At 37.8% G+C, this 26,103-nt stretch carries 21 protein-coding genes; 13 read left to right on the top strand and 8 right to left on the bottom strand.

Features of this window, described 5'->3' with window-relative positions; translation table 11 throughout:
- Positions 1 to 69: 69 nt before the first annotated feature.
- The gene (locus BMF77_RS16795; protein ID WP_148764374.1) at positions 70 to 1,881 is read right to left on the bottom strand and encodes an ABC transporter ATP-binding protein; all 1,812 of its coding nucleotides are present in this window, start codon (positions 1,879 to 1,881) and stop codon (positions 70 to 72) included.
- A gap of 980 nt (positions 1,882 to 2,861) precedes the next feature.
- Between BMF77_RS16795 and BMF77_RS26830 the strand changes: the two genes are divergently transcribed.
- The 4 genes from BMF77_RS26830 to BMF77_RS16780 all read left to right on the top strand — a co-directional run bounded on the left by BMF77_RS26830 (position 2,862) and on the right by BMF77_RS16780 (position 6,966).
- Complete coding sequence (locus tag BMF77_RS26830) at positions 2,862 to 3,233, top strand: hypothetical protein (RefSeq protein WP_168204361.1); 372 nt, start codon at positions 2,862 to 2,864, stop codon at positions 3,231 to 3,233.
- A 190-nt stretch (positions 3,234 to 3,423) separates the two neighbouring features.
- Positions 3,424 to 4,557 (top strand): TOMM precursor leader peptide-binding protein, encoded by a 1,134-nt coding sequence (locus BMF77_RS16790; RefSeq protein ID WP_148764372.1) that lies wholly within the window; start codon positions 3,424 to 3,426, stop codon positions 4,555 to 4,557.
- A gap of 11 nt (positions 4,558 to 4,568) precedes the next feature.
- Positions 4,569 to 5,879, top strand: a complete 1,311-nt coding sequence (locus tag BMF77_RS16785) for a YcaO-like family protein (RefSeq protein ID WP_148764370.1) — start codon at positions 4,569 to 4,571, stop codon at positions 5,877 to 5,879.
- 358 nt (positions 5,880 to 6,237) lie between these two features.
- Complete coding sequence (locus BMF77_RS16780; protein WP_148764368.1) at positions 6,238 to 6,966, top strand: SagB/ThcOx family dehydrogenase; 729 nt, start codon at positions 6,238 to 6,240, stop codon at positions 6,964 to 6,966.
- Between the two features lie 141 nt (positions 6,967 to 7,107).
- Here the strand turns inward: BMF77_RS16780 and BMF77_RS16775 are convergent, their stop codons facing one another.
- Positions 7,108 to 8,478, bottom strand: coding sequence for an addiction module component (locus tag BMF77_RS16775; protein ID WP_246862941.1), 1,371 nt, complete (start codon positions 8,476 to 8,478; stop codon positions 7,108 to 7,110).
- 27 nt (positions 8,479 to 8,505) lie between these two features.
- Complete coding sequence (locus tag BMF77_RS16770; protein ID WP_148764366.1) at positions 8,506 to 9,114, bottom strand: IS607 family transposase; 609 nt, start codon at positions 9,112 to 9,114, stop codon at positions 8,506 to 8,508.
- A gap of 337 nt (positions 9,115 to 9,451) precedes the next feature.
- Here BMF77_RS16770 and BMF77_RS16765 point away from each other — a divergent pair, with 337 nt between their 5' ends.
- Complete coding sequence (locus tag BMF77_RS16765; RefSeq protein WP_148764364.1) at positions 9,452 to 11,467, top strand: family 10 glycosylhydrolase; 2,016 nt, start codon at positions 9,452 to 9,454, stop codon at positions 11,465 to 11,467.
- Between the two features lie 351 nt (positions 11,468 to 11,818).
- Positions 11,819 to 12,241 (top strand): 8-oxo-dGTP diphosphatase MutT, encoded by a 423-nt coding sequence (gene mutT / locus BMF77_RS16760; RefSeq protein ID WP_148764362.1) that lies wholly within the window; start codon positions 11,819 to 11,821, stop codon positions 12,239 to 12,241.
- Between the two features lie 78 nt (positions 12,242 to 12,319).
- Here mutT and BMF77_RS26825 read toward each other — a convergent pair whose 3' ends face one another.
- The 3 genes from BMF77_RS26825 to BMF77_RS16750 form a co-directional block, all read right to left on the bottom strand.
- The gene (locus tag BMF77_RS26825) at positions 12,320 to 12,481 is read right to left on the bottom strand and encodes a hypothetical protein (RefSeq protein ID WP_168204454.1); all 162 of its coding nucleotides are present in this window, start codon (positions 12,479 to 12,481) and stop codon (positions 12,320 to 12,322) included.
- Positions 12,482 to 12,639: 158 nt separating this feature from the next.
- Entirely contained in the window at positions 12,640 to 13,227 is a 588-nt protein-coding gene (locus BMF77_RS16755; RefSeq protein ID WP_148764360.1) for a hypothetical protein, read from the bottom strand.
- A 73-nt stretch (positions 13,228 to 13,300) separates the two neighbouring features.
- The gene (locus tag BMF77_RS16750) at positions 13,301 to 14,275 is read right to left on the bottom strand and encodes a ricin-type beta-trefoil lectin domain protein (protein WP_168204453.1); all 975 of its coding nucleotides are present in this window, start codon (positions 14,273 to 14,275) and stop codon (positions 13,301 to 13,303) included.
- 169 nt (positions 14,276 to 14,444) lie between these two features.
- Between BMF77_RS16750 and BMF77_RS16745 the strand changes: the two genes are divergently transcribed.
- Positions 14,445 to 16,904 carry a hypothetical protein gene (locus BMF77_RS16745; protein WP_148764356.1) on the top strand — a complete coding sequence of 820 codons (2,460 nt, stop codon included), beginning with the start codon at positions 14,445 to 14,447 and terminating at the stop codon, positions 16,902 to 16,904.
- 62 nt (positions 16,905 to 16,966) lie between these two features.
- Here the strand turns inward: BMF77_RS16745 and BMF77_RS16740 are convergent, their stop codons facing one another.
- Positions 16,967 to 17,695: a hypothetical protein gene (locus tag BMF77_RS16740; RefSeq protein ID WP_148764354.1), complete on the bottom strand. Its 729-nt coding sequence runs from the start codon at positions 17,693 to 17,695 to the stop codon at positions 16,967 to 16,969.
- A gap of 207 nt (positions 17,696 to 17,902) precedes the next feature.
- Between BMF77_RS16740 and BMF77_RS16735 the strand changes: the two genes are divergently transcribed.
- The 5 genes from BMF77_RS16735 to BMF77_RS16715 all read left to right on the top strand — a co-directional run bounded on the left by BMF77_RS16735 (position 17,903) and on the right by BMF77_RS16715 (position 25,155).
- Positions 17,903 to 18,445, top strand: coding sequence for a hypothetical protein (locus BMF77_RS16735; protein WP_148764352.1), 543 nt, complete (start codon positions 17,903 to 17,905; stop codon positions 18,443 to 18,445).
- Positions 18,438 to 19,151 carry a hypothetical protein gene (locus tag BMF77_RS16730; RefSeq protein WP_148764350.1) on the top strand — a complete coding sequence of 238 codons (714 nt, stop codon included), beginning with the start codon at positions 18,438 to 18,440 and terminating at the stop codon, positions 19,149 to 19,151. Before BMF77_RS16735 ends, BMF77_RS16730 begins: the two co-directional genes overlap by 8 nt.
- A 215-nt stretch (positions 19,152 to 19,366) precedes the next feature.
- Positions 19,367 to 24,046 (top strand): ARC6/PARC6 family protein, encoded by a 4,680-nt coding sequence (locus tag BMF77_RS16725; RefSeq protein ID WP_148764348.1) that lies wholly within the window; start codon positions 19,367 to 19,369, stop codon positions 24,044 to 24,046.
- Entirely contained in the window at positions 24,039 to 24,248 is a 210-nt protein-coding gene (locus BMF77_RS16720) for a hypothetical protein (RefSeq protein WP_148764346.1), read from the top strand. The genes BMF77_RS16725 and BMF77_RS16720 overlap by 8 nt, the downstream gene beginning before the upstream one ends.
- Before the next feature lie 448 nt (positions 24,249 to 24,696).
- Positions 24,697 to 25,155 carry a CBS domain-containing protein gene (locus BMF77_RS16715; RefSeq protein ID WP_148764344.1) on the top strand — a complete coding sequence of 153 codons (459 nt, stop codon included), beginning with the start codon at positions 24,697 to 24,699 and terminating at the stop codon, positions 25,153 to 25,155.
- Here the strand turns inward: BMF77_RS16715 and BMF77_RS26820 are convergent.
- A complete protein-coding gene (locus tag BMF77_RS26820) occupies positions 25,139 to 25,276 on the bottom strand; it encodes a hypothetical protein (RefSeq protein ID WP_210422374.1) in 138 nt (45 codons plus the stop codon). The genes BMF77_RS16715 and BMF77_RS26820 overlap by 17 nt on opposite strands.
- A 32-nt stretch (positions 25,277 to 25,308) precedes the next feature.
- Here BMF77_RS26820 and nblB point away from each other — a divergent pair, with 32 nt between their 5' ends.
- Positions 25,309 to 25,971, top strand: coding sequence for a phycobilisome degradation protein NblB (nblB, locus tag BMF77_RS16710; RefSeq protein WP_148764342.1), 663 nt, complete (start codon positions 25,309 to 25,311; stop codon positions 25,969 to 25,971).
- Positions 25,972 to 26,103: the final 132 nt, after the last annotated feature.

Below are 26,103 nucleotides of genomic sequence, written 5' to 3'. Positions count from 1 at the left end.
GCAGAGGACACAGAGAAATGAGAGTGGAAGATGATTTCTGCGTAAGTCCTAGAATTAAGTTTTTTTGTATTACACTCCGTACTGTTCTACCTGCATATTCCAGAGGGCGGTATATTCGCCTCCCAGTTGTAAAAGTTCTTGGTGAGTGCCATCTTCAATTAAATGACCATCTTTGAGGACTAAAATCCGGTCAGCCATTCGCACCGAGGCTAATCTGTGGGTAATCAGAATGGTAGTTTTGCCTTCCGCTAGTTCCACAAACCGCAGGTAAAAATCACACTCGCTGCGGGGGTCAAGGGCTGCGGTAGGTTCATCTAAAAGTAGTAATTGGGCTTCTTTGCGAACAAAAGCACGAGCTAGAGCTAATTTTTGCCACTGTCCTCCAGAAAGTTCTGTACCGCCAAACTGTTTACCCAATTGTGTATCTTCCCCACTGGGAAAATCATCAACTAGTTTGACGATATCGGCTTTTTCTACTGCATATCTAAGAATCTCTCGATGTTCTAACGCTGCTAAATTTCCTAATGCAATATTTTCTCCCAAGGTGAGTGCGTAATGGCCAAAGTCTTGAAAAACCCCCGCAATTTGCCGCCGCCACTGTTCTAAATTTAAATCTCTCAGGTCTATCCCATCAATCATAATCCGTCCTGTGGTGGGGTCGTAGAGCCTCGTTAATAGCTTGACTAGAGTGGTTTTACCTGCGCCATTTTCGCCAACGATAGCGACTGTTTGTCCTGGGTAAAGGGTAAAGGAAATATCCTTGAGTGCTAATCTACCATCTGGATAGTGAAAATCAACTTGCTCAAAAGTAATACCTGCACGAATCGGAGTGGGGATTTTTTCTCCGGGTATGTTCAATACCATGGGGGTAGGACTGTCGAGAAAGTTGAAAAACTGCTGCATATAAATAATATTCTCGAACAAATCCAACCAATGACTGACAAATCTTTCTAAACTATTCTGGAAGTAAGTTAATGATTGTACGAACAGAAGTACACTTCCTGGACTTAACAGTCCTCTAAAAGCTTGCTTGACTACCCAATAGAAAGAAAATCCGTTTCCTAATGTACTCAAAATAGCTAAACTAGATGACCAAAATGCTTGTTTACCTCGCAAATGACCCATGGATTGATGTAAAGATTGAAATGCTTGTCCGTAAAGCTGCATAAAAAATGCACCTAGCTGAAATAATCTAACTTCTTTGGCATAGGTGTCAGTCAGCATTAAAGAGGTGTAATACTGCATTTTTCGGGCTTGAGGACTGTTTTCAAATAAAGTGATCCAAATCTCTCTACCATATTGGGAAGAAACTACTATTTGGGGTATAGTAGCGATCGCAATTACCAATGGTATCCAGAAAGCCAGGGGAATTAATAGCCCAATTACTACGATTAAAGTAATCAATGAGCGACTTAATTCCACCAAGTTCTCAACTAAGTTTAAGGGTTTATAGCTAACTTGTTGTTGCAGAATTTGTAACTCATCATAAAATTCAGCATCTTCAAAACGGCTCAAGTCTGCAAAACTATCTGCTTTCCGCATTAATAATAAACTAATGTGAGCCGCTAATTTATCATTGAGATTTCCTTGAAGTGCCAAGATCCAAGGATAGAGAAGGTTTTCTAATAGCAAAGCTCCCACCCATGCTGCTACCAAATACCACAAAATTGAATCATCTAATGCTTGACCAGTTGTTAAGGCTGTAGCCACAGTATCTACTACTAGTTTGGTAATCCAAACACTAACCCCAGGAAGAAACCCTTGCAATAAAGTCACAGCAATTAAAAACACCATTTCTTGAGGTGCTGCTGTCCATAATAAGGGTAAAGAACGAAATAAAATTCTAGTGTAGTCTCCAGCCCAAACTCTTAAATCGCTCATTAATTAAACCTGAATTTTTATAAAGGGTTAGATAATTCTCTGATTTCCAAAAGTTTGATATTTTCTGAGTAATAACTAGATTTATCACTTGAGAGAGTTTATTTTTCAAGAATCAAATTTTATCCTTTTCCAACTTAACCAGCAATTAGTCGCTGCAAAGTTGATCAGGAATTTTTTCGGATTCTGCTATCTATTACTTTAATATTCTACTTTTGAAAAATTTTGTTCTCCACTTCTTAGGGATGAATATTTCAAAAATTTTCAAATGTCTGTTGTTCAGAATTTTCACGGATATCAAAACAGCCTAGAACCAATATAACCTCGATCATTAAAGGATGATCAGATATTTGATTTGCTATTTTTAGATAAATCCTGAAAAGTAATCAAGTCTGATAACCTTACTAAAGGAGTAATTATAAAGAAATAGAGCTACGCTTTTAAATCGGTCATAAGCATTATTTTAAATTCGCTTTAACTATAAAATTATTCTCTGTTACAAGAATTTTCATTCACCATTAGCACAATTTCATAAATTGATTCCTCCTCTATCAAGAGATAAAATAATACTACTTAAGAAAGAAGAAAATTATCTAGAAAAAGATATTCTTGTAAGAATCGGATAAGCAAACAAAGACATAATTGGCGACTCTGAAAAGAGCAATTTTCATAAAAGACAAGGTTTCACAGAATATAAATCCCATCTGATAGTTCCCCACACTAATCAGAAAGTGGTTTTGCTCTTTTGTGGACTAATACCGCAGGGCGGAATTAAAAATTAACAATTAAAAATTAAAAAAGCAGATTGTATAAGCTTTTCATGAATCTTTAATGGTTAGTTGACTTACGCCGTTGTGGACTAGTGTAATTTTGAAGAATTTGTGAAAACTGGTTGATTGAAAAATATCATTCCAGCTTTTTATCAACTCGAATAGAGATTTGCAAACAGGTTATTAAATTTAAGTTGAAAGGAGTAGGTGACAATGCTTGCAGAAAAAACACTCGACCAACCAATATATGTAGAAATGCGTTTGGTAGATCAAGCAGACAAACTAGAAAGACTTCTGTTGTCTGAGGAGGAAATAGCAGCTTTAGAAAAATTAGCAATGTCGGGAGAATTCGACTCTGAAACGACCCAAAGATGGTTTGCTAATTGCGGTGGCTGTGGTGGCTGCGGCGGCTGTGGTAGACCTTGCGGTGGCTGTGGTAGACCTTGCGGTGGCTGTGGTAGACCTTGTGGTGGTTGTGGTAGACCTTGTGGTGGTTGTGGTAGACCTTGTGGTGGTTGTGGTGGATGTAATGTAACAGTATCAGGTGTGTTGGAAGACATTGATGAGGTTGGATTTGGATACTAATTAACCCTAGAGATAGAAAAGTGACTTAGTAATTTGAGAAACCGAGTTTCTTAGGTTTGAAATCATTAAATTTAGCTAGAAAAATCAACAGAAACCCTGTTGTTACTCAATATTTTCTGTTGACAAAAACAGGGTTTTTAATTTTCTTGATTGCTATTTATAGCAGGATTAAATTTTTGCAATAAAGTCTATGAAATTAAATGATGGTCAGCGGCTCCGACTACTAGAACACGTTGTTATTAACGTGATGCCGGCAGATTGTAGTGGCGAAGAAAGTATGATATTTAATACAACACGACGAACCCTGAGAGTCCAGGGTCAAGCTCTGCATAATGTGGAAAACATTGTTTTACCTTTACTAGACGGCTCTCGAACCATAGGAGAAATCCGCAATGCAATTGGCGAACAATTGACAGATTCTTCCCTAAATCAATGTTTAGAGTTTTTGATGGACAATCGCCTAGTAGAAGAGTCTCTAGAAAATACAAATGATTTAGATAGTCGTGCTTATTTACTTCCTCAAATCAGCCTTTATCATGAATTAGGCTTTGACCAAAAAGATGCTCGAAAAAACTTAGCCAATGGGAGAATTGCTGTTTTTGGACTGGGAGGTTCGGGACTGATAGCAGCAATTAACCTAGCTACTGCTGGGATTGGTTTTGTCCGTTTGTGTGATGATGCCTGTATCCTGCCGGCGGATTCCCTGATGATGTCAGGTTCGGGATTGAATAAAATTGGCACTTTTCGGAGTGTGGAAGCAGCGCGACAGATTGAGTCCATTGGCGGAATCACCGAGGCTGAGATTGTCACAGATGGTTTAAATGACGACGCAACCATCACTTCTTTGCTGGAGGACGTTGACCTGGTAATTGTCGCTACTGATGCCGTATCTGTGAATCTAGCCTATCGTCTGAACAGACTATGCTTGAAGATGCAGCGCCCATTGCTACCGGGTGGAGCGGCTGGGGTGGAGGGAACTGTCGGTCCGTTGGTTTTTTCCCAGGACAAACCCTGTTATCTATGCTATCGGATGCGGTCTATGGCTTGTTCCAAGTTTCCAGAGGCGGAATTGGCGGTTGAACAGTTGCTCAACCGAGAACGACGTTCTCAACCACGGCTACGGGAAAATTTACCGATAGGTCAGATGTTGGTGGGTAGCTATTTAGCTCTTGAGGCTGTGAAAATGATGCTCGGTTTGGCGATCGCTACTGACGGAAAACTACTACATATAGACTTACTTGGCACAAAACTTACTCATAACGTTGTCCTCAAAAAACCAGGTTGTCCCCATTGTTCAGCCAAGATAGGGAACGGAAAAAGATAGGAGAGAACACAGTGAATACAGCGATTGCAAGTCCCCGTTGGCAAGATCTAGTCAGCCCCCATACTGGCGTTATCCGCTCCTTAGATAGATTCACCAAGCCTTATACAGAGTTCGATTTTCCCGTTTTGTGGCAAGCCGAATTAGCCAATTTTCAGCTTCGTAAACAGTCTGATGATTTACGCTACGGTGTCGGTAGGGGCATGACGGATGAACAAGCCATTTTTGGGGCTGTGGGCGAAGCTATAGAAAGATACTGCGGTGGTATTGTTGATTATCGGCAAATAATTGTTAGTAGCTACGAAGAATTAGGTAATCGTGCCGTCCCTTCGACCGTTTTTTCTCCTTTTTCTGACCAACAATACTCTCACCCAACTTTCCCTTTCCCGGCCTTTAATCCCACAACGCAGACTTCGTGGATGAATGCCCTTTCCTTAACCAGTAAGCAACAGGTTTTAGTTCCAGCCTTCTTGGTTTATTTAGACTGGGGTGGCGACCAACCAGGAGATCATATTTTACCTATTAGTTCTAACGGTATGGCTAGTGGACCATCTTGGGAGTTTGCTGCCTACCGGGGTTTGTGTGAATTAATTGAGCGTGATGCTTTCATTATTACCTGGTTAAATCGCCTCCCTGCCCCACGCATCTATTTTGACCACCTACCAGGAATTGAGACGGAAATTGCTCGCCACTACGCCCGCTTTGGCATTGAGTTAGTCGTCTTCGAGTTAACTACTGATATTCAAGTCCCGGTTTTCATGGCCATGTTAATTGACCGTTCGGGCAAAGGTCCCGCTGTGTCCACTGGTATGGGATGTCATCTTGATGCACCAACGGCTTTCCACAAGGCAGTTTTTGAAGTTTGTCAAGCTCGCTTTGGTGACATAGAACGGATGAAAACTGGCGCTGGGGCTAATCTCCATCAATATAGTGATATTCAGAATTTAGATGATCACAACGCTTTTTTCTACACAACGGCTCGGCTAGGTGAGTTGGATTTTCTATTTCACCATGACCAATCTTGCCAAGTTGAATATTTACCAACTTACGAATCTGAGTCTGAAGCAGAGAATTTGCAATCAGTAGTTGCCAAGTTAAATTCAGTAGGTGTTGAACCTTATGTAGTGGAAATTACTGCCCCTGATATCGCCTCTCTTGGTTTTCGAGTGGTGCGGACTTTAGCCAGTGAAATAGTCCCTATATATTTTGGTTATGGACAAGAACCACTGGGGACTCGGCGGTTATTCGAGGTCCCAGAAAGGTTGGGTTATGGTGGCGGACGGACCGAAAATGACTTAAATCCCTGCCCACATCCTATGGCTTAAAACAGCCGTCAGCGGGTTGTTGATTAAACCCAGAATTAGCTTACTATACTCAAAACGGTTGGGACATGGACTTTTGTAAAATCACGAAAAACCTAGTAGTCTGTCAAATTTATTTTGACGGGTTTTTGGTAGTGCGGGCATCTTGCCCGCGTAAGCGAGACGCTTCCACTACAGGACTATTGTCCGCGTAAGCGAGACGCTCCCACTACAGTCCGTCATTTTTGGATTGACAGACTACTAGATTTGTAGGGGTTTAGCAATGCTAAACCCCTACCCGCTTAAATCAAATAATCAAGCCGTGTTGAGTATAGTTGAATGCTGATAGGTGATAGTTTGTTAAAACGAGGAAATTAGCACAATGCACACAGCCAATGAACCTCTGGAGTTAGCTCTTCTCTATCATTTAAACTCTCCAGTCCCTAAAAGTTATGTTAAGCGGGTTCCGGCGACTGAACTGCGATATCTGCCAGAAGCTCCTTTTCTGGAATTGCCAAAAGCACCACGTGATAACCCGCTGTCTGAGCTTTTAGCGCGACGTACTTCTGTGCGATCATTTGAGCGTCAGGTAATGCCACTTGTCTCCTTAGCTCAACTGCTCGACTCAGGATGTGGACTCAACGGACTGCGGGAAGTGGATGGTCAATGCTATGAGGCTCGTAACTCTCCTTCTGCGGGGGGACTTTATCCTCTGGAGGTGTTCGTATCCACACAAGCGGTAGCAGGTTTGGTTAGCGGACTATATCACTATGAACCTCGCGGACACGGGTTACATTGGGTAAATGATGCAGTCCCAACAGATTTTGTCGAACCATTATTGCAGCAGGATTACATTCTCAATGCCAATGCTCTGTTTGTGTTCACATCGGTTTTTATGCGCTCAATGGGCAAATATGGGGCGCGGGGCTACCGCTTTGCACTTTTAGAGGCTGGTCATCAAGCTGAAAATATCTGTTTAATGGCTGTACAATTGGGTCTGGACAGTCTTTGTATTGGTGGATTTCATGATCTGGGTTTAAATGCTATGTTGGGTATTGATGGAGAACGTCATGCTGCTCTTTATTGTGTTGCTGTTGGGAGGAAGGGATAATTTTTTTAGGGATACACAAATAACGTAGTTAAACAAGGTCAAACAACGTCAATTGCTTATAATTCGCTCTCTGATTGACCTTACTCGTAAGGAGAGCTTTTAGGTTCTAGAGTCTGGGGCTTATCCATGCCCGTTTCCGCTTCAGTTTCCACTATTAGGGAATCGGTGAAACTTCTGAGTTCGTTCTAGCAAGATTACTTTTACATCGGAATGTTTCATATAACGAGTGATTTCAACGTCACTCATTCTTGCTAGAACGTTGTCAGCAGCGTTAGTATCTGAGTGCATCACGACCCCATCATGTCCGGTAAACTTGTCACCATTTCTACTACCCGTTAAGGTACTAAATCTGGAGTCAAGTTGTGACGTATACGCACAATTCACACTAACAACCGTGCAACCTACACGGGTTGAAACTTGTTTGAGGGCATCCGCAACTATCCCCTTGCACCATGAAGAAACATTTCTCTTCATACGCTTTCTCATGGGCTTTTTGCCTGTTATTTGCTCCGTCAAATCTTCAAAAGCTACCTTGATCGCATCTGTCATCAAGTCATGCGTAGCTGTAAAAACGATTGTTTGAATCCTACCTTTAAAGGATCTTTCCCGATTGTCCCACTTGATTTTACCAAGATTATTTCGTTTAATTCTATCAGCCTTGGCACTGTTTCCTTTAGCTGTAGACTTGTTAAAAACTGACCTGATTTTATTACGTTTTACTTGTTTCGCTGTTCTGTAATCGGTTTCTTGAGTTTGGATTTTACCAAAATCATTACCTAAAAATCTAGCACCATCATTAGAAGATGTGGCATAAACTTCGGTGTAACCTCTATCACATCCAATTATTTTACCATCGGTCTTTTTTTCAGCTTTTTGGATATCAGTTGTGTAATGAATTTCCCATCTGCCATTACGCTTAATTAGCCTTATTTGACACTTTATTTCTGTTGGTAAAGTCGTTGGTAGTTTGAGAGTTTTACATGGAGTTACACCTCCAAAACGCAACCACACCACACCTTTATCATCTGTTTTAGTATCATAAGCCTTTACAATAATTTGGTTACAAACTTTCGTGTGTCCTCGATACCAAAACTTTCTAACTAAGGTGCAAAGTTTGGGATGTTCCAACCATTCCCGACTTTCTAAGGTAAGTTGCAAAACTCCTTTTTTAGCCTGGAACGACTGGAACGATTGACCCAAAGATTTCATCACCTTTTCGACACAAGCAGCCTGAACCAAGTGAATATCATCAATTACGTCATAGAGAGTTGCTTCCCATAACTTAGCAGGTAATTTGTATTTGTCTTTTAAGGTGCGTAGCTGTTTGTCAATCTCAAATTTAGAAACGCCCCAAGCCTTTAACGACCCGAACTCATTCCACAAGTCAGAGCGTAGTTTACCTAAACTCAAAGCGATTAAATCAAGTTCGTTAGATTTCCAATTATTTAGTTTTTCAGTCCCTAAAATAGCGATTCTCGTAACGGTTAACTGATTCTTTGCTTTGAGTTTCATGGACTTGGTTTGCTACGTCTTTTACTACTATACACCCATTGACTCGTATTGACTACTATTTATTTCATGAATATTTTGCTCTTCGGCTATCTTTTCCTTGTAAGCCCTAAGGAAGTAAAGTTTGGAGGAAAAGCAGTGCATGATAGCCATAAAATCCTGCATTAACTCTTCGTGCGGTGATAGTTTGGCATTGTTTACCACAACAATTTTGCAGCCGTGAAGGTTGCAAAACCACTCAACGAACTCAAAGCCAAATCTGCATAACCTGTCCTTGTGTCCCACGACAATTTCAGAGATTTGATTCTCTGCAACTTGAGTCATTAATTTAAGAAAGTTTTTCCGCTTCCAGTTCATGCCACTAGCAACATCCTTAACGACCCGGCATCCTGGGTAAGTTTTACCTAAAAAATCTATTTGTGTGTCAAGGTCTAACAACTGGGTTTTTGTGCTGACACGGGCATAAAGAACCCTCTCTTTATCCATTGAGACTGTTTTGATGAATGCTGACTCTGGATATCTCCGATGTCCCCCAGGGGAACGGATACATTCTATTTTCCCTAAGTCAGCCCATTCTGCCGTTGTCTTAGGGTGATAGCCAAATTGTTTGTAAACTTGTTCTGGGGTTAGGTATTTCATCTTTCGGTTAAATACGATTAACCCCAGTATACTACGTTATTTTGAGATTAGAGAGTTTGGCTTCGCCCCGCTTCGCTAACACGCAGAGTCTCAGAGGCTCAGAGAGGAGGAGTTTGAGGAATTTTTCTTTACTGTCATTAGGGACTTCCAAATAAAAAAATGTCCCAAAACTAACGCAAAAACCCTCTCTATTTCTTCTCTCTCTGTGTTCTCTGTGCCTCTGTGGTTCGTTTATTCATTTATTTATTTATTGGGATAATTTATTTCCCGGAAGTCCCTTAGCAGCTATGACTTAAATATTGCTAAATTAACAAAGGATGCAACTATCTCATTCAATATGGTATCTAGTTCTATAAGATTCTCGGATATTCAAGGTCATTGGTCCCAAGGGTTTATTGAAGCTTTAGCAGCACGGCGAATTCTCAGCGGGTATTCTGATGGAACTTATCGCCCTAATAACCCTGTGACTCGTGCTGAATTTGCAGCTATTATCGCCGCAATTTTTTCCCTGCCTGTCAAACGGGAATATGTACCTTTTGTAGATGTTCCCCAGACGCATTGGGCGATAAACGCGATTAAAAAGGTCTATGAAACTGGATTTTTAACGGGTTATCCAAATCGGCGGTTTGGGATAGATGAAGGTATTGCTAGAGGTGATGCTTTAGTAGCAATGGTCAATGGCTTAGAACTTGCTGGTCAAGTTGACCTAGATTTAGTAAGTAAATTGGCAGAAATTTATCAAGATGGATCTTTAATTCCTTACTATGGGATTAATCAAATCGCGTTAGCAACTCGTGCTGGTTGGGTAGTTAGTTATCCGAACAGAAAAATACTTAATTACAAAACAGCCGCTACTCGTGCAGAAATCGCAGTAATGGTTTATCAGGCTTTAGTATATTTAGAAAAAGCGGAAAAAATCCCGACTGATTATATTGTTGTTCCTCCAACCATCCCTAAACCCACCATTGCTCATACTGTTAAGCTAAATCATCGGCGGGAATTTCGGGGGGCTTGGGTTGCGTCTGTATGGAATAGTGATTGGCCTTCTCGACCGGGACTGGCTGTGGAACAGCAAAAAGCCGAATTATTAGCGATTATTAAACAGTTACAAGCTTTGAATTTCAATGCTTTAGTTTTGCAGGTAAGACCAGAAGGTGATGCTTTATATGCTTCGGAATTAGAACCTTGGAGTGCTTGGATAACGGGAACTCAGGGAAAAGCCCCATCACCATTTTATGATCCTTTGGAGTTTGCGATCGCCGAATGTCATCAACGCAATATTGAATTACACGCTTGGTTTAATCCTTATCGTGCTAGAGCAAATAGTCAAGTTTCTACCGTTCGTCCCCACATTGCAGTTACAAACCCCGAAGTTGTTTATCAATGGGGTACTCAACAATGGATGGACCCCGGTGCAAAAATCGTTCAGGACAGAGCATACAACGTCATTATTGATGTTGTCCGTCGTTATGATTTAGATGCTATTCATTTAGATGATTATTTTTACCCCTATCCCATATCTGGTCAACCTTTTCCTGATCATAAAACCTACGCAGCATATCAAACCAGTGGGGGTAAACTAAATATAGAAGATTGGCGACGCGAAAACGTCAATCAAATGGTATTGCGACTTTCTCAAGGAATTAAAGCCACCAAACCTCATGTAAAGTTTGGAATTAGTCCCTTTGGTATTTATCGTTCTGGAGAACCTGGGGGAATTGTCGGTTTAGATGCCTACAGTGTCCTCTATGCAGATTCTAAAAAATGGTTACAGCAAGGCTGGATAGATTATATTGCTCCTCAACTCTACTGGCGTACGGACCAAACCAAACAAGCCTATCAAACTTTACTGCAATGGTGGACCGAAATCAATACTAAACAGCGTCACATCTATGCAGGTAATAATCTCGGACAATTAGATGGTAAGGAATGGAAAAATAGCGAAATTGCCAAGCAAATTCAGATTTCTCGGAATTTAGCAGGTAATTTGTCTTTAGGTAATATCTTTTTTAGTATGACTGGCATTCGGGAAAATCGCCAAGGCATCGCTGACCAATTTAAAACCTATTATCCCACACCTGCCTTAATTCCCACTATGTCATGGCAAAGTTCCATTACGCCACCACCTCCCAAAAACCTCAAGTTTATGGATGGTAAATTAAACTGGGAACCAGGAGATGATCAACTTGTGCGTTCTTGGACTCTGTATTTGCAAAATAGCAATAATTGGCTAATTCAACGCATTTTATCCGCTGGTACTACCTTTGCGACAGTTCTACCAGGAACTTATGCAGTCTGTGCTGTGGATAGATTAGGGAATGAAAGTGCAGGTATGATGATTACCGTAACTTGATAATTAGCAAGTTGGGTTTTCTCCTGTCAACCCAACTACTTTTTAACTTATGGTTTTTCCCAAAACCTATAAGTTTTTTCAATCAGATTTTCAAAAAAAAGCGCATTCTTCTCTATTGTCAATAATCTTGAGAATATTCTCAATAATTGCCCCTAAAAACGTTCATTTCCGGACTTGATATTCTCAACTATTTTTTTTACAATAATTTTGATTATAATCCAAGGGGTATTTTTTATTTAATTTATTAATACATCAAACACCCTCTTAGCAAAATTCTCAAAATAAATATGAACTCGGTAGATATATAATTAATCTACTGAGTTTTTTTATTTATTGGTACTGAGTAATTATATGAATGAAAGTAGTTCTTCTATTCCTCATAAAATTATTGGTGTTGCTGTTATTTGGAATGACCAAAAACAGATTTTAATTGATAGACGACTTCCTTCAGGGACAATGGGTGGTTTATGGGAATTTCCAGGGGGGAAAATTGAAGTTGGTGAAACTATTCAAGAATGTATTAAACGAGAAATTTCGGAAGAGTTGGGTATAGAAATTGTAGTTGGAGAACATCTGATTACTATTGACCACACTTATGCTCATTTGCGGGTGACTTTGACAGTTCATCATTCTCAGCATTTAGCGGGTGTTCCTCAAGCCATAGAATGTGATGAAATTCGCTGGGTAAGTTTGGATGAATTGGATAATTTTACTTTTCCAGAAGCGAATGGGGAAATTATTGCGGCTTTGAGGAAATATCATCAGGAAAATTGATAAATTAGATATTTATTGGTAAGGGTTTAGCTTTTGCTTTACCCCTACAGAATTTTAATTTAATGATCAATTTTAACTTCAACAAAAACCTGTTCCTTGGCATTTTTGACATTTGGATAATCTGCGTGAACCATAAGGTTGGATTCTCCCATTACATTGACAGGAAGAACATTCAATTTTATGTTCTTTGTTATCGGCATTGTTAGTATTTTGAATGTCTGGTGATTTTTCATTAGCCATGATTTTTGCCTTAATTTACTGCTTAATTTGATATGGGAATATCGGGTTTATTTAGTTGAAACAATATTAGTTAAAATCACATTATTGATATAATGCGGCACAAAATTATTATTCAAAAATGATAAAAGAAAAAGAAAGTGAAATATTAATTCTCAATATTATGAGCCGCAGCTAGGGTGAAGTAAGGTTTTATAATCTACGTTCCAAATTCGAGCTAATCCTTTAGCACTTAGTTCTGCTCTAATTGAATCTTTGGCTTGACAAGCATCGGCAATTGCTTTGATGTAATTACTCGCAATCTCACTTTCACTTCTTTGTTTTTGAATATCTATTAATTGACGATTAGTTTCAGCATTTTTTTGATCAGGTGAGCTAAAGGAATGAATTACACCAATAATTCCTTCAATTTGATTGCTACTTGTACCATTAATATTATTAGTGGGAGTAGTACGCATAATTGCAAAGCCACAACTACCGCCGCAGTTTGGATAGTTTAGAGATCCTATATTAGAGTTGACGTTTGCATAATTATTTGAGCCTGTTTGTAGTAGTGTGGTGGGAGTAACTGTGACTGATCCAGGGTTTTGTGTGATAGGAGAGCTAACAGAAGCTTGTTCTGTTGTAGATTGAGTTACATCTCCTCCACCTGATAGGGCTTTTTCTGTGTTGATAGAGAAGAAGAAAAGGCTTGTCAATACGGCAAATAAAATTCGATTTTTGTATTTGCTATTAATAAATATTTGCATAGTGACTCTCATGATTATCATAATGAAAAGTTACTGGGACTGATCAACAATCCCAGTATCAAGTTAATCGAGATTAGCGAGGATTTGTCCAATAGATATTGTTTCCATATCCATTCGCAGTACCATTCGGGATGTTAATCCAACGAGAGTAGTATTCTGTAACTTTCGAGTTTTCATCTTTGAGGTCACCATTGGAATCCATAATCCTGATTTGAGGTTGACCGTTAGATGTGCGTGATTCCATTACAATTGCTGTGTGACCGTAAACACCACCAAGTTGAGGGAAAGAAACAACTGCTCCTCGTTTGGGTAAACCTTGATTTGTGACGGGAAGAAAGTATTGAGAGAATTTTGATGCAACTACACTTGCTGTATCTTTACCATCGCCAAATGCGATCCCTTGTGTTCTTTCTGAACCAGTCAAATACACCTCTTGGATATATCGAGCAATCAAGGTGACGCATTGCCCCCTATAGGCAGAGGTATCTAAACGAGCGATACCCACTTGTCCGACTGCAAAATTGATGAAGCCTTCAAAGTTGCGATAGTAGGGACCGACTGTAACAGTGCCATTTTTAAACCGTTGATTAGGATTGTTGCGATCGCATTGCCATACGTGGATTTTACCGCCATTGTCACGGGTGGGGCTGTCTACACAGAGATTTGTGCCTGTACGTTGAATCTGAGAGAGGCCATTACCCAACGAGATGATATTGAAATTCTGGTCAGGATCGTTAGCGTCGCAAGGCCAAGTATTAACTACACCTCCATTTGTTAGATAATGTGAATTTAAACACTTGCCAGTAGAACCATGTCGAAGGAGAGTACCACCACGATTGCCAGAGATGCGATCGAATTGTTGATCTCGGTCAGTAGAACTGAACTCCCAAAGTGACATAATAGGATTTCCATCTACTTTGCGGAAATTGTTGTTGGTATTGAGAGCCTTATTGCTACCATCAACGACAAAGTTTTCGGCTAAAGCGGCAACGTTGCCAATAAAGGTACTAACTATCGTAAATAATACAAGGAAGTAGAACTTGTTCATGATTTCTCTGTTGATTGACTGATTTTTGCTTTTTGTCCTGGGGGTGACCGCTCGTCGCAGATGTCGCCTTGAGAACATAGTTAGTTTTTTATCTTTATTTGCGATACACTCAAAAGACCAGTTAGCTATACAGTTGCAAGTGGACTTGACAAAAAGTAGAAGTTAGTGTATGGGTATGCCACTACGTCTCAGAATTGCTGAAAGCAAACGGAAAGAAATTGAAAAATTAAGAAGTGAAAAAGGATATACCGTCTATCCTGCTCCTTTATTAGAAGTATTAGAAGCTTCCGATTTTTTAATGGCTGAATACGCAAACGAAAATAATTGGACAGAGAATGACAGAGGTTGGCTACAACAGTTTGATAATTATTTTCAGGTCAAGGAATGTCTAGATAGTAATTCGATAAAAATTGATTTAGCTAAGTCTCAACGTTCTTATTTTCAAAATATTAAACAACTCATAGCACAAGGAAAGCTGTCTTTTAAAGGCATTTCCGATTCAACTTGGAAGAGATTTTTATCTGGAGAATATATTAATAAGTGTGCATTTATAGCTTTCTGTTATGTTTTAGGAAAAACAAATTGGCAAGAAATAGCAGAAGTTTTTTCAAAAAAGGATATTATTTACAGTAATCTGGTGCATGATTATAATTTCATCGTTAGACAAACACAACTTAAAGAATTACTGGATTTAATTTCTAATCCTTATATTCCTATAATTAGTGTAGAAGCATTGGGTAATTTTGGCAAAACAACCTTAGTACAAGAAGCGGCTTTTCGTTGTTTGCAAGCTAGAGAGAATAATGATGATAGTTTAAAATTACCCATTTTTGATGCTTTTATTTTTACTTCAGTTAAACAACAGCAATATACAGATAATAAAAGAGAAAGTATACAAGAAGATATTTTCAGAACAATTGCACAGACTCTCAAAATTTCTCAAAGAATTATTAATGAATCAGACTCAGATAAGCTATTAAAAAATATAATCAGAAAATTAAAAGATATATCTATTCTGTTAATTATAGATAATTTAGAAACTTACGAAGATGAACGAAATATTAATTCAATAATTGAGAAACTTTCTCTGGTAGTAAAACCTACAGTGAAAATATTAATTACCTCTACTCGAAAAACAAAGCCAGGTTTTCCTTTATCTCTTGAATTTTTATCAGCAGAAGAAACTAGGGATTTTATCACATATCAAGCTAAAAAAGAAGGTGTTTCTCTGACACCAAAGCAATATAAACAAATATCTGATTCTATTGATAGAATACCTGGATCAATTATTTATACTATTGGTAAATTAAAAACTAATATTTGTTCCAATGGTGTGTTAGATAAATTAACTAATTCAGTACAAGAAAACACTCAATTTTTAGATCAGAATACTTTAAAACTATTAAAAGAGAACCATAGTTATGCTTATTATTTATTAATGGCTTTAGTCATGTTTCCTAAACCTGCTTTACGGGAAGCGATTGCTTATATAGTATTTCCGATACCAGATGATAATACAATAAAAAAGGATTTGCAATTATTAGAAGACCTCTTATTAGTTAAACATAAGCATAACCGCTATGAAATTAATTTACCCCTAACTCGCACTGATGTATTTGCAAAACTAAAAAATAATCCTGATTTTGAGCAACAAGCTAGAGAAAGATGGATTAATTGGTATTTACAATACTCTCAAGAATATGGTAAAAAGAATGATAAAGATTGGGATGAATATACATATTTAGATTATTTAGATGCTGAATGGGACAATCTCAAAGCAGCAATTGAATGGTGTATCAACAAGAATAAATATCATGAGCTTTTACAATTTTGGAGAAATATTCGTTCTTCAAGTTATGATCAAGGATCTAGTTGTATTTCTCCATTTAATCGTTTACCTTGGACAAAAAAATTAATTGAATTAATTAACAATAAAGAGTATAAAAAACCAGAAGATTGGTCAATTTTGGCAGAAGTTAGTTATGATCAAGCCTGGACTTTAACTTTAAGAGAGAAATTTGAAGACGCTGAAAAATTGTTTAGAGAAATTTGGCAACTTCGTAAATATCAAGATTTATGCTTTGAGATTACACTAGCTATTGATATTATTTATTTTTATTGGAAGCAAAATAAATATTTTAAGGCTTTTTTATGGATCAAGCTAAGTAAAAAACTACTCAATAAAGCTACAAATCTAAGTTCAGACTTTATCCAGCGTCAAAAGGTAAAAATTTTGCATTACGAGGGAAGAATTTATTATGAGAAAGATGATTTTAACAAAGCTAGAGAATGTTTCTTTGAGGTTGTTAAATTAGCCAAATCTCCTAATTTACAACGGGCAATTTATCTAAATCAAAAGTGGTTAGCTGATCTTGATATAAAAGAGAACGTAAATTTAGAAAATGCTGAAAAATTATTAAAGGAATGCTTGTATATGGCTGATGAAAACATTGATGAATCATTAATTGCTCACTGTAAAGCATCTATGGCTAGTTTAAAGATAAAGAAAGATAGTCAAGATTTTGATGATGCTAAAGAATGGGCAAAATTAGCTTATCAGGATTTTGAGAGATTAGAAATGTTTATTGATAAAGAACAAATGAAATTTTTGATCCAGTCTCTAGAATAATAAATTTCATTATAGATATAATGGGTAGGGGTTTAGCAATGCTAAACCCTTCTACACAATCTCTAATTCCCAAACACAATAGGACTACAACTACTGTATTTGAACATACCTGTTATTGGTCCAGATTGAGCCGCTTTTTGTGAATTTGTACTAGCCATCTTCGCTAAGGATTCACTCCCGAAATGCTTCTCTTGCAGGATTAAAGTTTGAGTAAAAGCCGCTTCTGAATCATATTCTTCTGTGTCTTTTAAAGATAGATCTACTTGGTGGTGCAAATAATACCCGAATAGTTCATGACAATCATGGGTATAATTAGCTGTATTTAAAAAGATGTGGATATGCCACAACTCGTCTACATCTATGCTGGGAATAATACGATACTGAGGATGATATACTGAAATCAAAAACAGATAGATGAGATAGCCAGTCAGCGCACCAACGACTCGTTCACTAGACCAACCCTTTTTGATATGCAAATAGTGAATGATTGCATTGAAATCCCTTGTCTGTAATTGTTTTCCGAATTCTATCTCTATTGATGATTTTGTGAATTGGAAATAATGAGCGATCGCTTCATTCTGAATCACTTGCGCGACGTTATTTGATACAATACATGAAACCTCACATTGGATATTCGTGGGAACAAGGTCGTCGTCGTCATCCTCACCACCGTTATCGTTATCTATCACAGTCTTAACACTAGGACTGTTGAAAGCTAATACAGATGGTGTTAACGCAGACGGGATTGTGCTACCAATTCCAGAAGGTATGGTTTGGAAGGTAAATTTCATATTTCGTTTCTCCATGAAAAATTTGCTACAGGAGAAGCGAATCGGGCCCAATTGCTGTCTCTGTACCAACCATACGGTTTTCAAAAGGCAACATGCAGCAACATCTAAACATCTAGTTGGGTTGTTTGAAACTGTATCCTCACATCATTGACTCGTGCTTTTAAAGTCGAGTTATTACTAAATCAAATCTGAAGGTTGATTGCTAATATGACAAATCCCTCCAACCAACTTTGCCCAGAGTGTCAAGATGCTGAAAATTTACAGAAAATAGATATTCAGTGTGTTTTAGACAAGCTACAATGGGACAAAAAACCTGAACTTTCACATTGGGACATTCGCTATCTCTGTTTATGTTTATGTTTGTATAGTCGTTATGAAGTGGCATTTAGACTTGAGACTGGTCAAAAACCAACAATTGAACAAATAAAGAATAAAGAGAAAAAAATTGTACAAAAAGCCAAAAATCTTAGTTCGGAAATGTCAAACAAAGTGCATTTTTACATTAAACAATTCATGGGAATAGACGAATATAGAAAGCGCATACCTCCTTGGTCAAGTGTCCTTTCATGTTTTAGAAATAATGGATGTGAATGTAATAAAAATAAGTCATCACGTCAACCTTTATCAAACAAGTTTCTATTTATCATGGAGATCGAAGGTTTGAGGTCTAAAGAGGAAATCATTAATAGTTTAAACAGAATTGGTATTCGTTCAAATATCACAATGATTAGGAGAGTGGAAAATGAATGATAAAATAAGCAAAGAAGAGTCAGAGAAACTGGCAGATAGTACCTTGTTTGTATTTGAAGGATCTCAAGATGATTTTTATCAACTTATGAGTCTCTTTGAAGAAGAAAAGCTGAGTGAGTTACTTGGTGTTACAGTTTTAGATTTAGGAAGAATTACCGAATCTCAACTGGTTACTCAGCCAACAGTCAATTTGAGTCAATCTATAGTTGAACCTCAACTGGTTGCTCAATCAACAGCAAATTCGCGTCAATCTATAAATGTACAGGAGAATACCATGAATTATAAAGACTCTATCATGCTACGCTTTGAATCTCGAGATGTATGGAAATTCGCTGACAAAAATCAGCAAAATTCATCTGAAGTTGAATTATTTGGTCAGCTTTTTAATATTATATATGAGCAATTGCAAATTGCGGGTCTACACAAGTTACTAATAAAATTACAACAACAACTATCGGAAAAAACCAAATCATCGTTCCTAGATGTTTTAGAATTACGAATTGAGGAAGATCAAGAATTTGCCAAGAAACTGATAGTATTATTTGACCAACTTGAAGCAGTTGGCTTAATTCAGAAACCACCTTCACCATCTACAACAGTTTATAATACAGAAGTTAGCTTTGGAAAAGATATGAACATCACAGGCGGTACTGTTACTTTTAGTAATATTAACCAGACAGGTATAAACAAGAACAATTATGACTGATATTGATATAATATAGTCCTAAAAGGGTGTTTGAAAAGTCTAAATTCATACTTCTTTCGGTAATTAAAAGTATGCCTCATGTTCTATTGTATTTGCCGATAGCGTAGCGTTAGCCATAAACTTTTAAAACATCCTCTAACTCTATTTTCTGTGTAACAAAAAAATGATTCACTCTCTTTTATCTTCGTTTTTGGTAATAATTGGAAATAAAACTTATGACTACTTCGTTACCTCCTGAAAAGATACCGCCGATTGATGTGTCCCTTGGCATGGGTATGAAAATCACAGGTGGTGAAGTAAAATTTGAAAATATTACTCAAATAGGACATCAAACCGTAATACAAAATGAACCTAAGTTTGTCAAGGCAAATCTTGAAGATTTCAATTCTAAAAATTTTCCTTTTCCCAACCGTGATGTTATTCGTAATTATATAGATACTATTTACAAAGAAAGGCTATTAATTCTAGGTGGAGGTGCTGATATTGACAAAGCAGATTTAGCTCGCTATTTGGCATGGGAATTGAAAAGAATTACCAAGGGGAAATATCCTGTCTTGGAGTGGCAACGTAGCTCAGATCCACAAAGTATTGATGTGAAACTGCAAAAAGCCGAAGAATCTACAATTTTTATTTTGACTGAAGTATCACCACAAAATGTTGGTAATGCTTTATCCAGAATTCAAAAAGTTGCTGCTTCCAGAAAGCATTTTGTCTTAGTAACAACAGATATACCTTTAGCGAGTTGGAACTTATCAAAAGATATTGAAGATTGTTGGTCAGAAGTATCATCTGATGGGCTATATAATTCCGATATATTAGTCAAGGTATTATTTCAAAAGCTTCATAAACTAGACGATTCTTATATAAAAAATCTACTAGAAGCTAAACCCAAACCACAGACAATAATTGCTGGAAATTTAACTTTTCTTGCAGTAGCGGAACAGTTGAAAACGCCAAATATAATTGGCCGATTTGTGCAGAGGTTGGAAAAAGAGATAGAAAATAATCCTATAGAACAAGAAATAATTGAAACGATAATTAACGATGTTACAGATAACCAGAAAGCATTAAATCATTGGTATTACTATATTCTTGATGAACGTGAACAGCTACTTGCTTTAGGCTTAAACTTCTTCGACGGTCTATATAATGACCAATTATTTGCAGCATTAGAAAAATTGGTAGAGCAAGTTTGGCAAAAGCGCAATCCCTCGTTACGCGCTCTCGATTACTGCGACTTAGAGAAACTGCATAATTTTTTTAAAATTGATATCAATACTGAAGAAAGTATAATTAGAAGTGGTTCAGGAACACAACGGCGAATGTTGTTCAACGTGGCGTGGAAAAGCCATCGTAGACAAATTATTGCTGCATTAAGTGCGATCGCAGAATTGGTTAAAGATTCAGTAGCAAACAGGTCTTTTAAAAGTGAGTTATATGGAAACCCAGCCCGGTGCAAACTACTCCGCATAGTTCTAACTGAAGCAATTAGTGATATTGGTTCGATTTCTCCCCCTGCTGTGCAAGATACTTTACGTCAATTAGCAGCAGATGACGAATTCCATGTGCAGAATGTCGCGGCTTTTGCAATGGCTGAATGGCGTAAACCACAATATCAGAATAAACTCGATCAAAAATTGTTTGAAACACTTCATGAGTGGCAGAATGATCAATCTTCCACCAGCAAAACAAGTAAGGAATCAGAAGACTATATCAGAGGAACAATAGCTTTGACAGTCATTTACGCCGCCCGTTATGACAATTCCAACGAGCTTCACCCAAGGCTTTACGATCTACTCAAAAAGCTATCAGAAGATCCAAATGATATAGTCCGAAATTACTTTCGCATCTGGACTTTACCTAAAGTAGTGCCACTGCATTTCCAGCAGTTACGTGATATGTTGCGCGAAATGACGCGGCATCATGATTTAATCCAAGCTATTAGTTTCAGTTTAGCCAGTGCATATCGAAATTATCCCCCGCAAGTGCTGCATACCCTCCACTCATGGCAACAGGCTCAACCTCAACCAGGACAAAAAGTTGGAAATACATCTCAACCCCCACGGGAAAATTTATTAGCTACTGTAGCCCTAGCATACGGTGAAATTGAGTGTGATGATAGACATCCCTTCACAGCCAGTCAAGCTTTTGAGAATTTACAAAAAATTCTTAAACCAGAAAAGCATCCTTTAGTCCGCCAAGCAGTGATTATAGCGATGGGAAGTCAACTGCGACGAAATTTTGAGGAACTGAAGTCAAAACTTCTGGAAGTGACAACTGAAATTACACTTCAAGAACGCAACGAAGTTGTCAGCATTTTAACTGAAATATACCTTGAGCAGCGAGAAAACCTGACAGGTGGCGATACAGAAATACAACTTAAACATCCCTACTTTCCATTTTCGATTGATGCTACCACGCCTCCTCTACCTCCTGTAAAAAACACAATTCTCAATTGGCTAAAAACAAAAATAGCAGTTAAAAATCGCTACTTTAAATTTTGGGTTGATACTACTAAGCCTCCTCAAACTGCTGTAGAAAAAACAATTATCAATTGGGTAAAAACAGAAATAGAATTTAAAAATTACTACTTTGAAGCTTGGATTGATATTACCAAGCGTCCTCAAACTGCTGTAGAAAAGACAATTCTCAATTGGGTAAAAGATGACAGTAAGCCTTTAGCTCAGGAAATAGCTACCCAAGCTTTTATAAGTTTTGCTGTAGCACTAGAACAGGCAGAAGCAGAACTAATGAAACAGATAAAAGGCGCACCTAACTTAGCAGATGAAAAAATCGTTAGTGAAGTATATAGTGATCCTGTCATTCGAGCCAGACTTGCTCGCGGCTTTTATTTAAATATACTTGTTCCTTGGGTAGTTACAATCAAAAAAATCAGCTATAAATTATCTATCCGTAACCTGTTACCTGAAGGACTAAAACATCATCAAAAAAGTCAGGAATCAATGGATTTTGTGCTGGTTAAATGGAAGCAGATAGGGGATAAAAAAATCAGCCAAACCTCAGACTTGTTAAGGAGTGGATTTTTCTGGGCAAAAAACCTGAGCTGGTTATTAGCTTTAGGTAGCGGAACTTTATTAACTGTTGTGGGTATTGCAGCCGTTAATCTTAGTAAGCCTCAAGCGCCAATTTTAAGTACAACTCCAACTCCTGGTAAGACAACAGAACCAATCACCAAGGAGATTGGTATTTTGCTATTTCCGGGTGCCAATGTCAGTGATACTGACTCTCCCAATTTTAATACAGGTAAGCTAACAGTCAAATTACTAACTAATGCTACACCCGACGATCGCCTGTTTATTCATAATCAAGGCACAAACTCAGGCGAAATTGGTATTAATGGCAGCAATGTTACCTACGGCGGTACTGTGTTCGGGAACTTGACGGAGGGAGAAGGCACAACCCCACTATTAGTAACATTTAATGCTAATTCCACACTTGAAGCTGTTCAGGCTTTGTCACGAAACATTTCTTATAAACACACCGCAGTAAACTCAAATACTGGGACTCGCGCAGTGCAGGTTCAGCTAACTGATGGCAGCGATAGCGATAAGCCGAGTAATACAATCAACAAGAACATACTTGTCACTACTGAAAACAAAGAGCCTATTGTTACCGTTCCCCAAGCACAAACTATTAAAGAAAATACCAGCCTAGCTATCAAAGGTATCAGCATTACCGATGCCGATAGTCAAAAGCTAACCGTCACTCTCAGCGTCAATAATGGCATTTTGAAGATTAAACCCAATGTAGCTAAAGGTTTGACAACCAATAACATTCCAAAGGACAGACCTAAAACAGTTATCCTTGTTGGCTCAGTTGCCCAAATCAATACTACTCTATCTGACCCAGCCGCCGTCATCTACCAAGCAGCTAAAGACTTTAATGGTAACGACTCTCTGACAGTTGCTGTCAATGATGGTGGCAAAATAGGTAAAGTCGGTACAAACTTGGTTTGGCCACCCAATGCTCTCGAAGCTAAGACTAAGAGCAGTAATGTTAGTATTGTTGTTAACCCAATTAATATTCCTCCTATCATCACAGTTCCCAATACCCAAACTGTTAGACAAAATACCAGTTTAGCTATCAATGGTATCAGTATTACTGACCCTGATACTCAAAAGCTCACTGTTGCTCTCAGTGTCAAAAATGGCATTTTGACTATCAAACCAAATGTACCCAAGGGATTGGCAAGCAATCAAATTAGTAAGAATAACACTGCTATAGTTACTTTTAATGGCACAGTTGCTCAAATCAACTCTACCTTAGCAGATCCAGCAGCCATTATCTACCACAGTAAGAAAGATTCTAATAGTAACGATACCCTATCTATTACTGCTAGTGATGGTGGTAAAAAGAAAACCAGCAATAGTGTAAAAATTACTATTCAACCTATCAATCGTCCTCCTGTTCTGAGTCTTTCTGAAGTCAAAACAATTAACAATGGCAATAGCACGATTAGTATCACTAAGCAAGAAGCTGTAAATTTGGTTAACAGATATCTGCAAGCAAAAGAAAGAATATTTGCACCTCCTTTTGATATTGAACTAGCGAAGAATATGACTACAGGAAATTTTTATCAAGCTCTAAGCAAACCAGGAAGAGGGATTGACTGGCTAAAAGGAAACAATGCTTACTATAAATTTGGACAAAGACGAGTTGAACCTCTTGAATACTTTCTAGCTAATAATAATCAACTAATAATTGATGTGAAAGTTACAGAACAACTGTACTTATATCAGAATAATCTTTTTAAAGAAGATCAAAGTTATTCCGCTGGTTACCGATTTATTTTTCAATACGAAAATGGCCTTTGGAAAATAGCTGAGATCCCATCTAAAGTACCATCTAAAGTAGTGATAGAAAACGGTGAATAAAGAAAAATCATTAGTTAAATTAGTGGATTTATCTAATCTAAATCAAGCGGAAAAATTTTATCAACAAATAGATTTTAATGAAAAAAAAATAGCCAATGTATTGGCTAATAAAGCACGAATATATGAATATTCAGAAGATTGGAATAATTCTATTCATGCGTTTTTACAGTTGTTAGAAACAGCTAAAAGAATAGGCTCTTGAGTACATAATATGCAAAATCTGAACAAAGAAATCTCATAAAGCTTGCTGTGTAGAAGAAATAAGCCATATTTTTGAATATTATGGCAAAATTTTTTCTCTTTGCCCTGTTCCGTATTCCCAGTTAAGAGTTCCCTATTACCGACTGGTAACTTAGCATAACAAGTACCGAAGAGCCAAATAATAAAATCTATAAATACTGCCGCGGATGCAGGTGTGCATTTAGTGAAAATAGATAGAAAAAAATCTGCTTCTTTACTTGAATGGTTAAAATTAATTGAAAAATTAGGGTTTTATGGTATATTAGTAGCATTACTAAAAGTGCTTTTTCAACACAAACAACGTTTATTTTAAAAATAAAAAGTAACAATGTATTAACTGTATTTTATTTGTTACCAATAATTTCCTACAATAGTTAAAAAGACTTTTATAAAAGGTGCAAGTAAAAAAAATGTCTAAAACCGTTGCTGATGTGATGAGTCGTGATCCTATCCTCGTCCGTCCTCAAACTCCCTTAAAAGAAGCTATCCAAATTCTGGCAGAAAAACGAATTAGCGGTTTACCTGTAATTGATGACGCAGGTAAATTAGTCGGAATTATCTCAGAAACAGATTTGATGTGGCAAGAAACTGGTATAACTCCCCCTGCATATATCATGATTTTGGATAGTGTGATTTATTTACAAAATCCTGCAACCTATGAACGAGATTTACATAAAGCTTTAGGACAAACAGTAGGGGAAGTTATGAGTAAAAATCCCCTAACTATTTCTCCTGATAAACCATTAAGAGAAGCAGCAAAATTAATACAAGATCACAAAGTTCATCGTCTCCCAGTCCTTGACAATGCGGGTAAGGTAATTGGTATTCTAACTCGTGGTGATATTATTCGCACTATGGCCGCAGAGTAGCAAAGGAGAGAAATATTATCTGACAACTAACAACTGACAACTGTACGGGCGAAGCATTTGGAGAACTATTTTTGGCAATGACCGATAATTTATCTTCCAAATGCTTCGCCCCTACTAACAACTGACAACTGACAACTGACAAAGGACAATTAAATGAGTGTGTCTGCTGATAGTATAAGAGAATTACTGCGTTCTGACAATTTAGGCGATCGCTTGCGTGCAGTCAATCAAATTCGGGAACTAGAACCACAAATCGGTTTAGAATTAGTCCAAATTGCCATCCTTGACAGCAGTGCGCGTGTCCGTTATTCGGCCGTAAGTCAAATGGATACCCTGGGAACACAGGATTTACCATTATCCTTGAATATCCTCCGGGGTTTACTTCATGATCCAGAAGCAGATGTTCAGGCAGCCGCAGCAGACTGTTTAGGTGCGCTGAAACTACATGACGCTTTTGAAGACTTACAACAGCTTTACCAAGAAACACCAGAATGGCTGGTACAGTTTAGCATTATTGCGACATTAGGAGAATTAGGAGATCCACGAGCCTTTGAATTGCTTACCCAAGCACTGGCTTCCGATAATGGCTTAATTCAAACTGCGGCCATTAGTTCCTTTGGTGAATTGGGAGATCCAACAGCAGTTCCTCTCCTAGTTCCATACAGCACTAATCCAGATTGGCAAGTACGTTACAGAGTAGTACAAGCTTTAACTCGTTTGGGTATTGATGAAGCTAAATCTATTCTAGCAACCTTGGTAAATGACGAAGTAGAGGCAATTGCCAAAGAAGCAAAAGATGGTTTGCAGTTAGTTTAATTTAGTAGTTGCGTTTACGTAATCAAGCGCAACTACTAAATTAATTTTGGCAAATAACTTAATTTTTGATTGATACAAAAACTCTATCTAAGTTAAAAAACCAACCATTAGCCTATATTACTACTGATGACT

Source organism: Dolichospermum sp. UHCC 0315A (genome assembly GCF_008121535.1).
Lineage (GTDB): Bacteria > Cyanobacteriota > Cyanobacteriia > Cyanobacteriales > Nostocaceae > Dolichospermum > Dolichospermum lemmermannii.
This window is presented reverse-complemented; position numbering and strand designations above follow the sequence as displayed.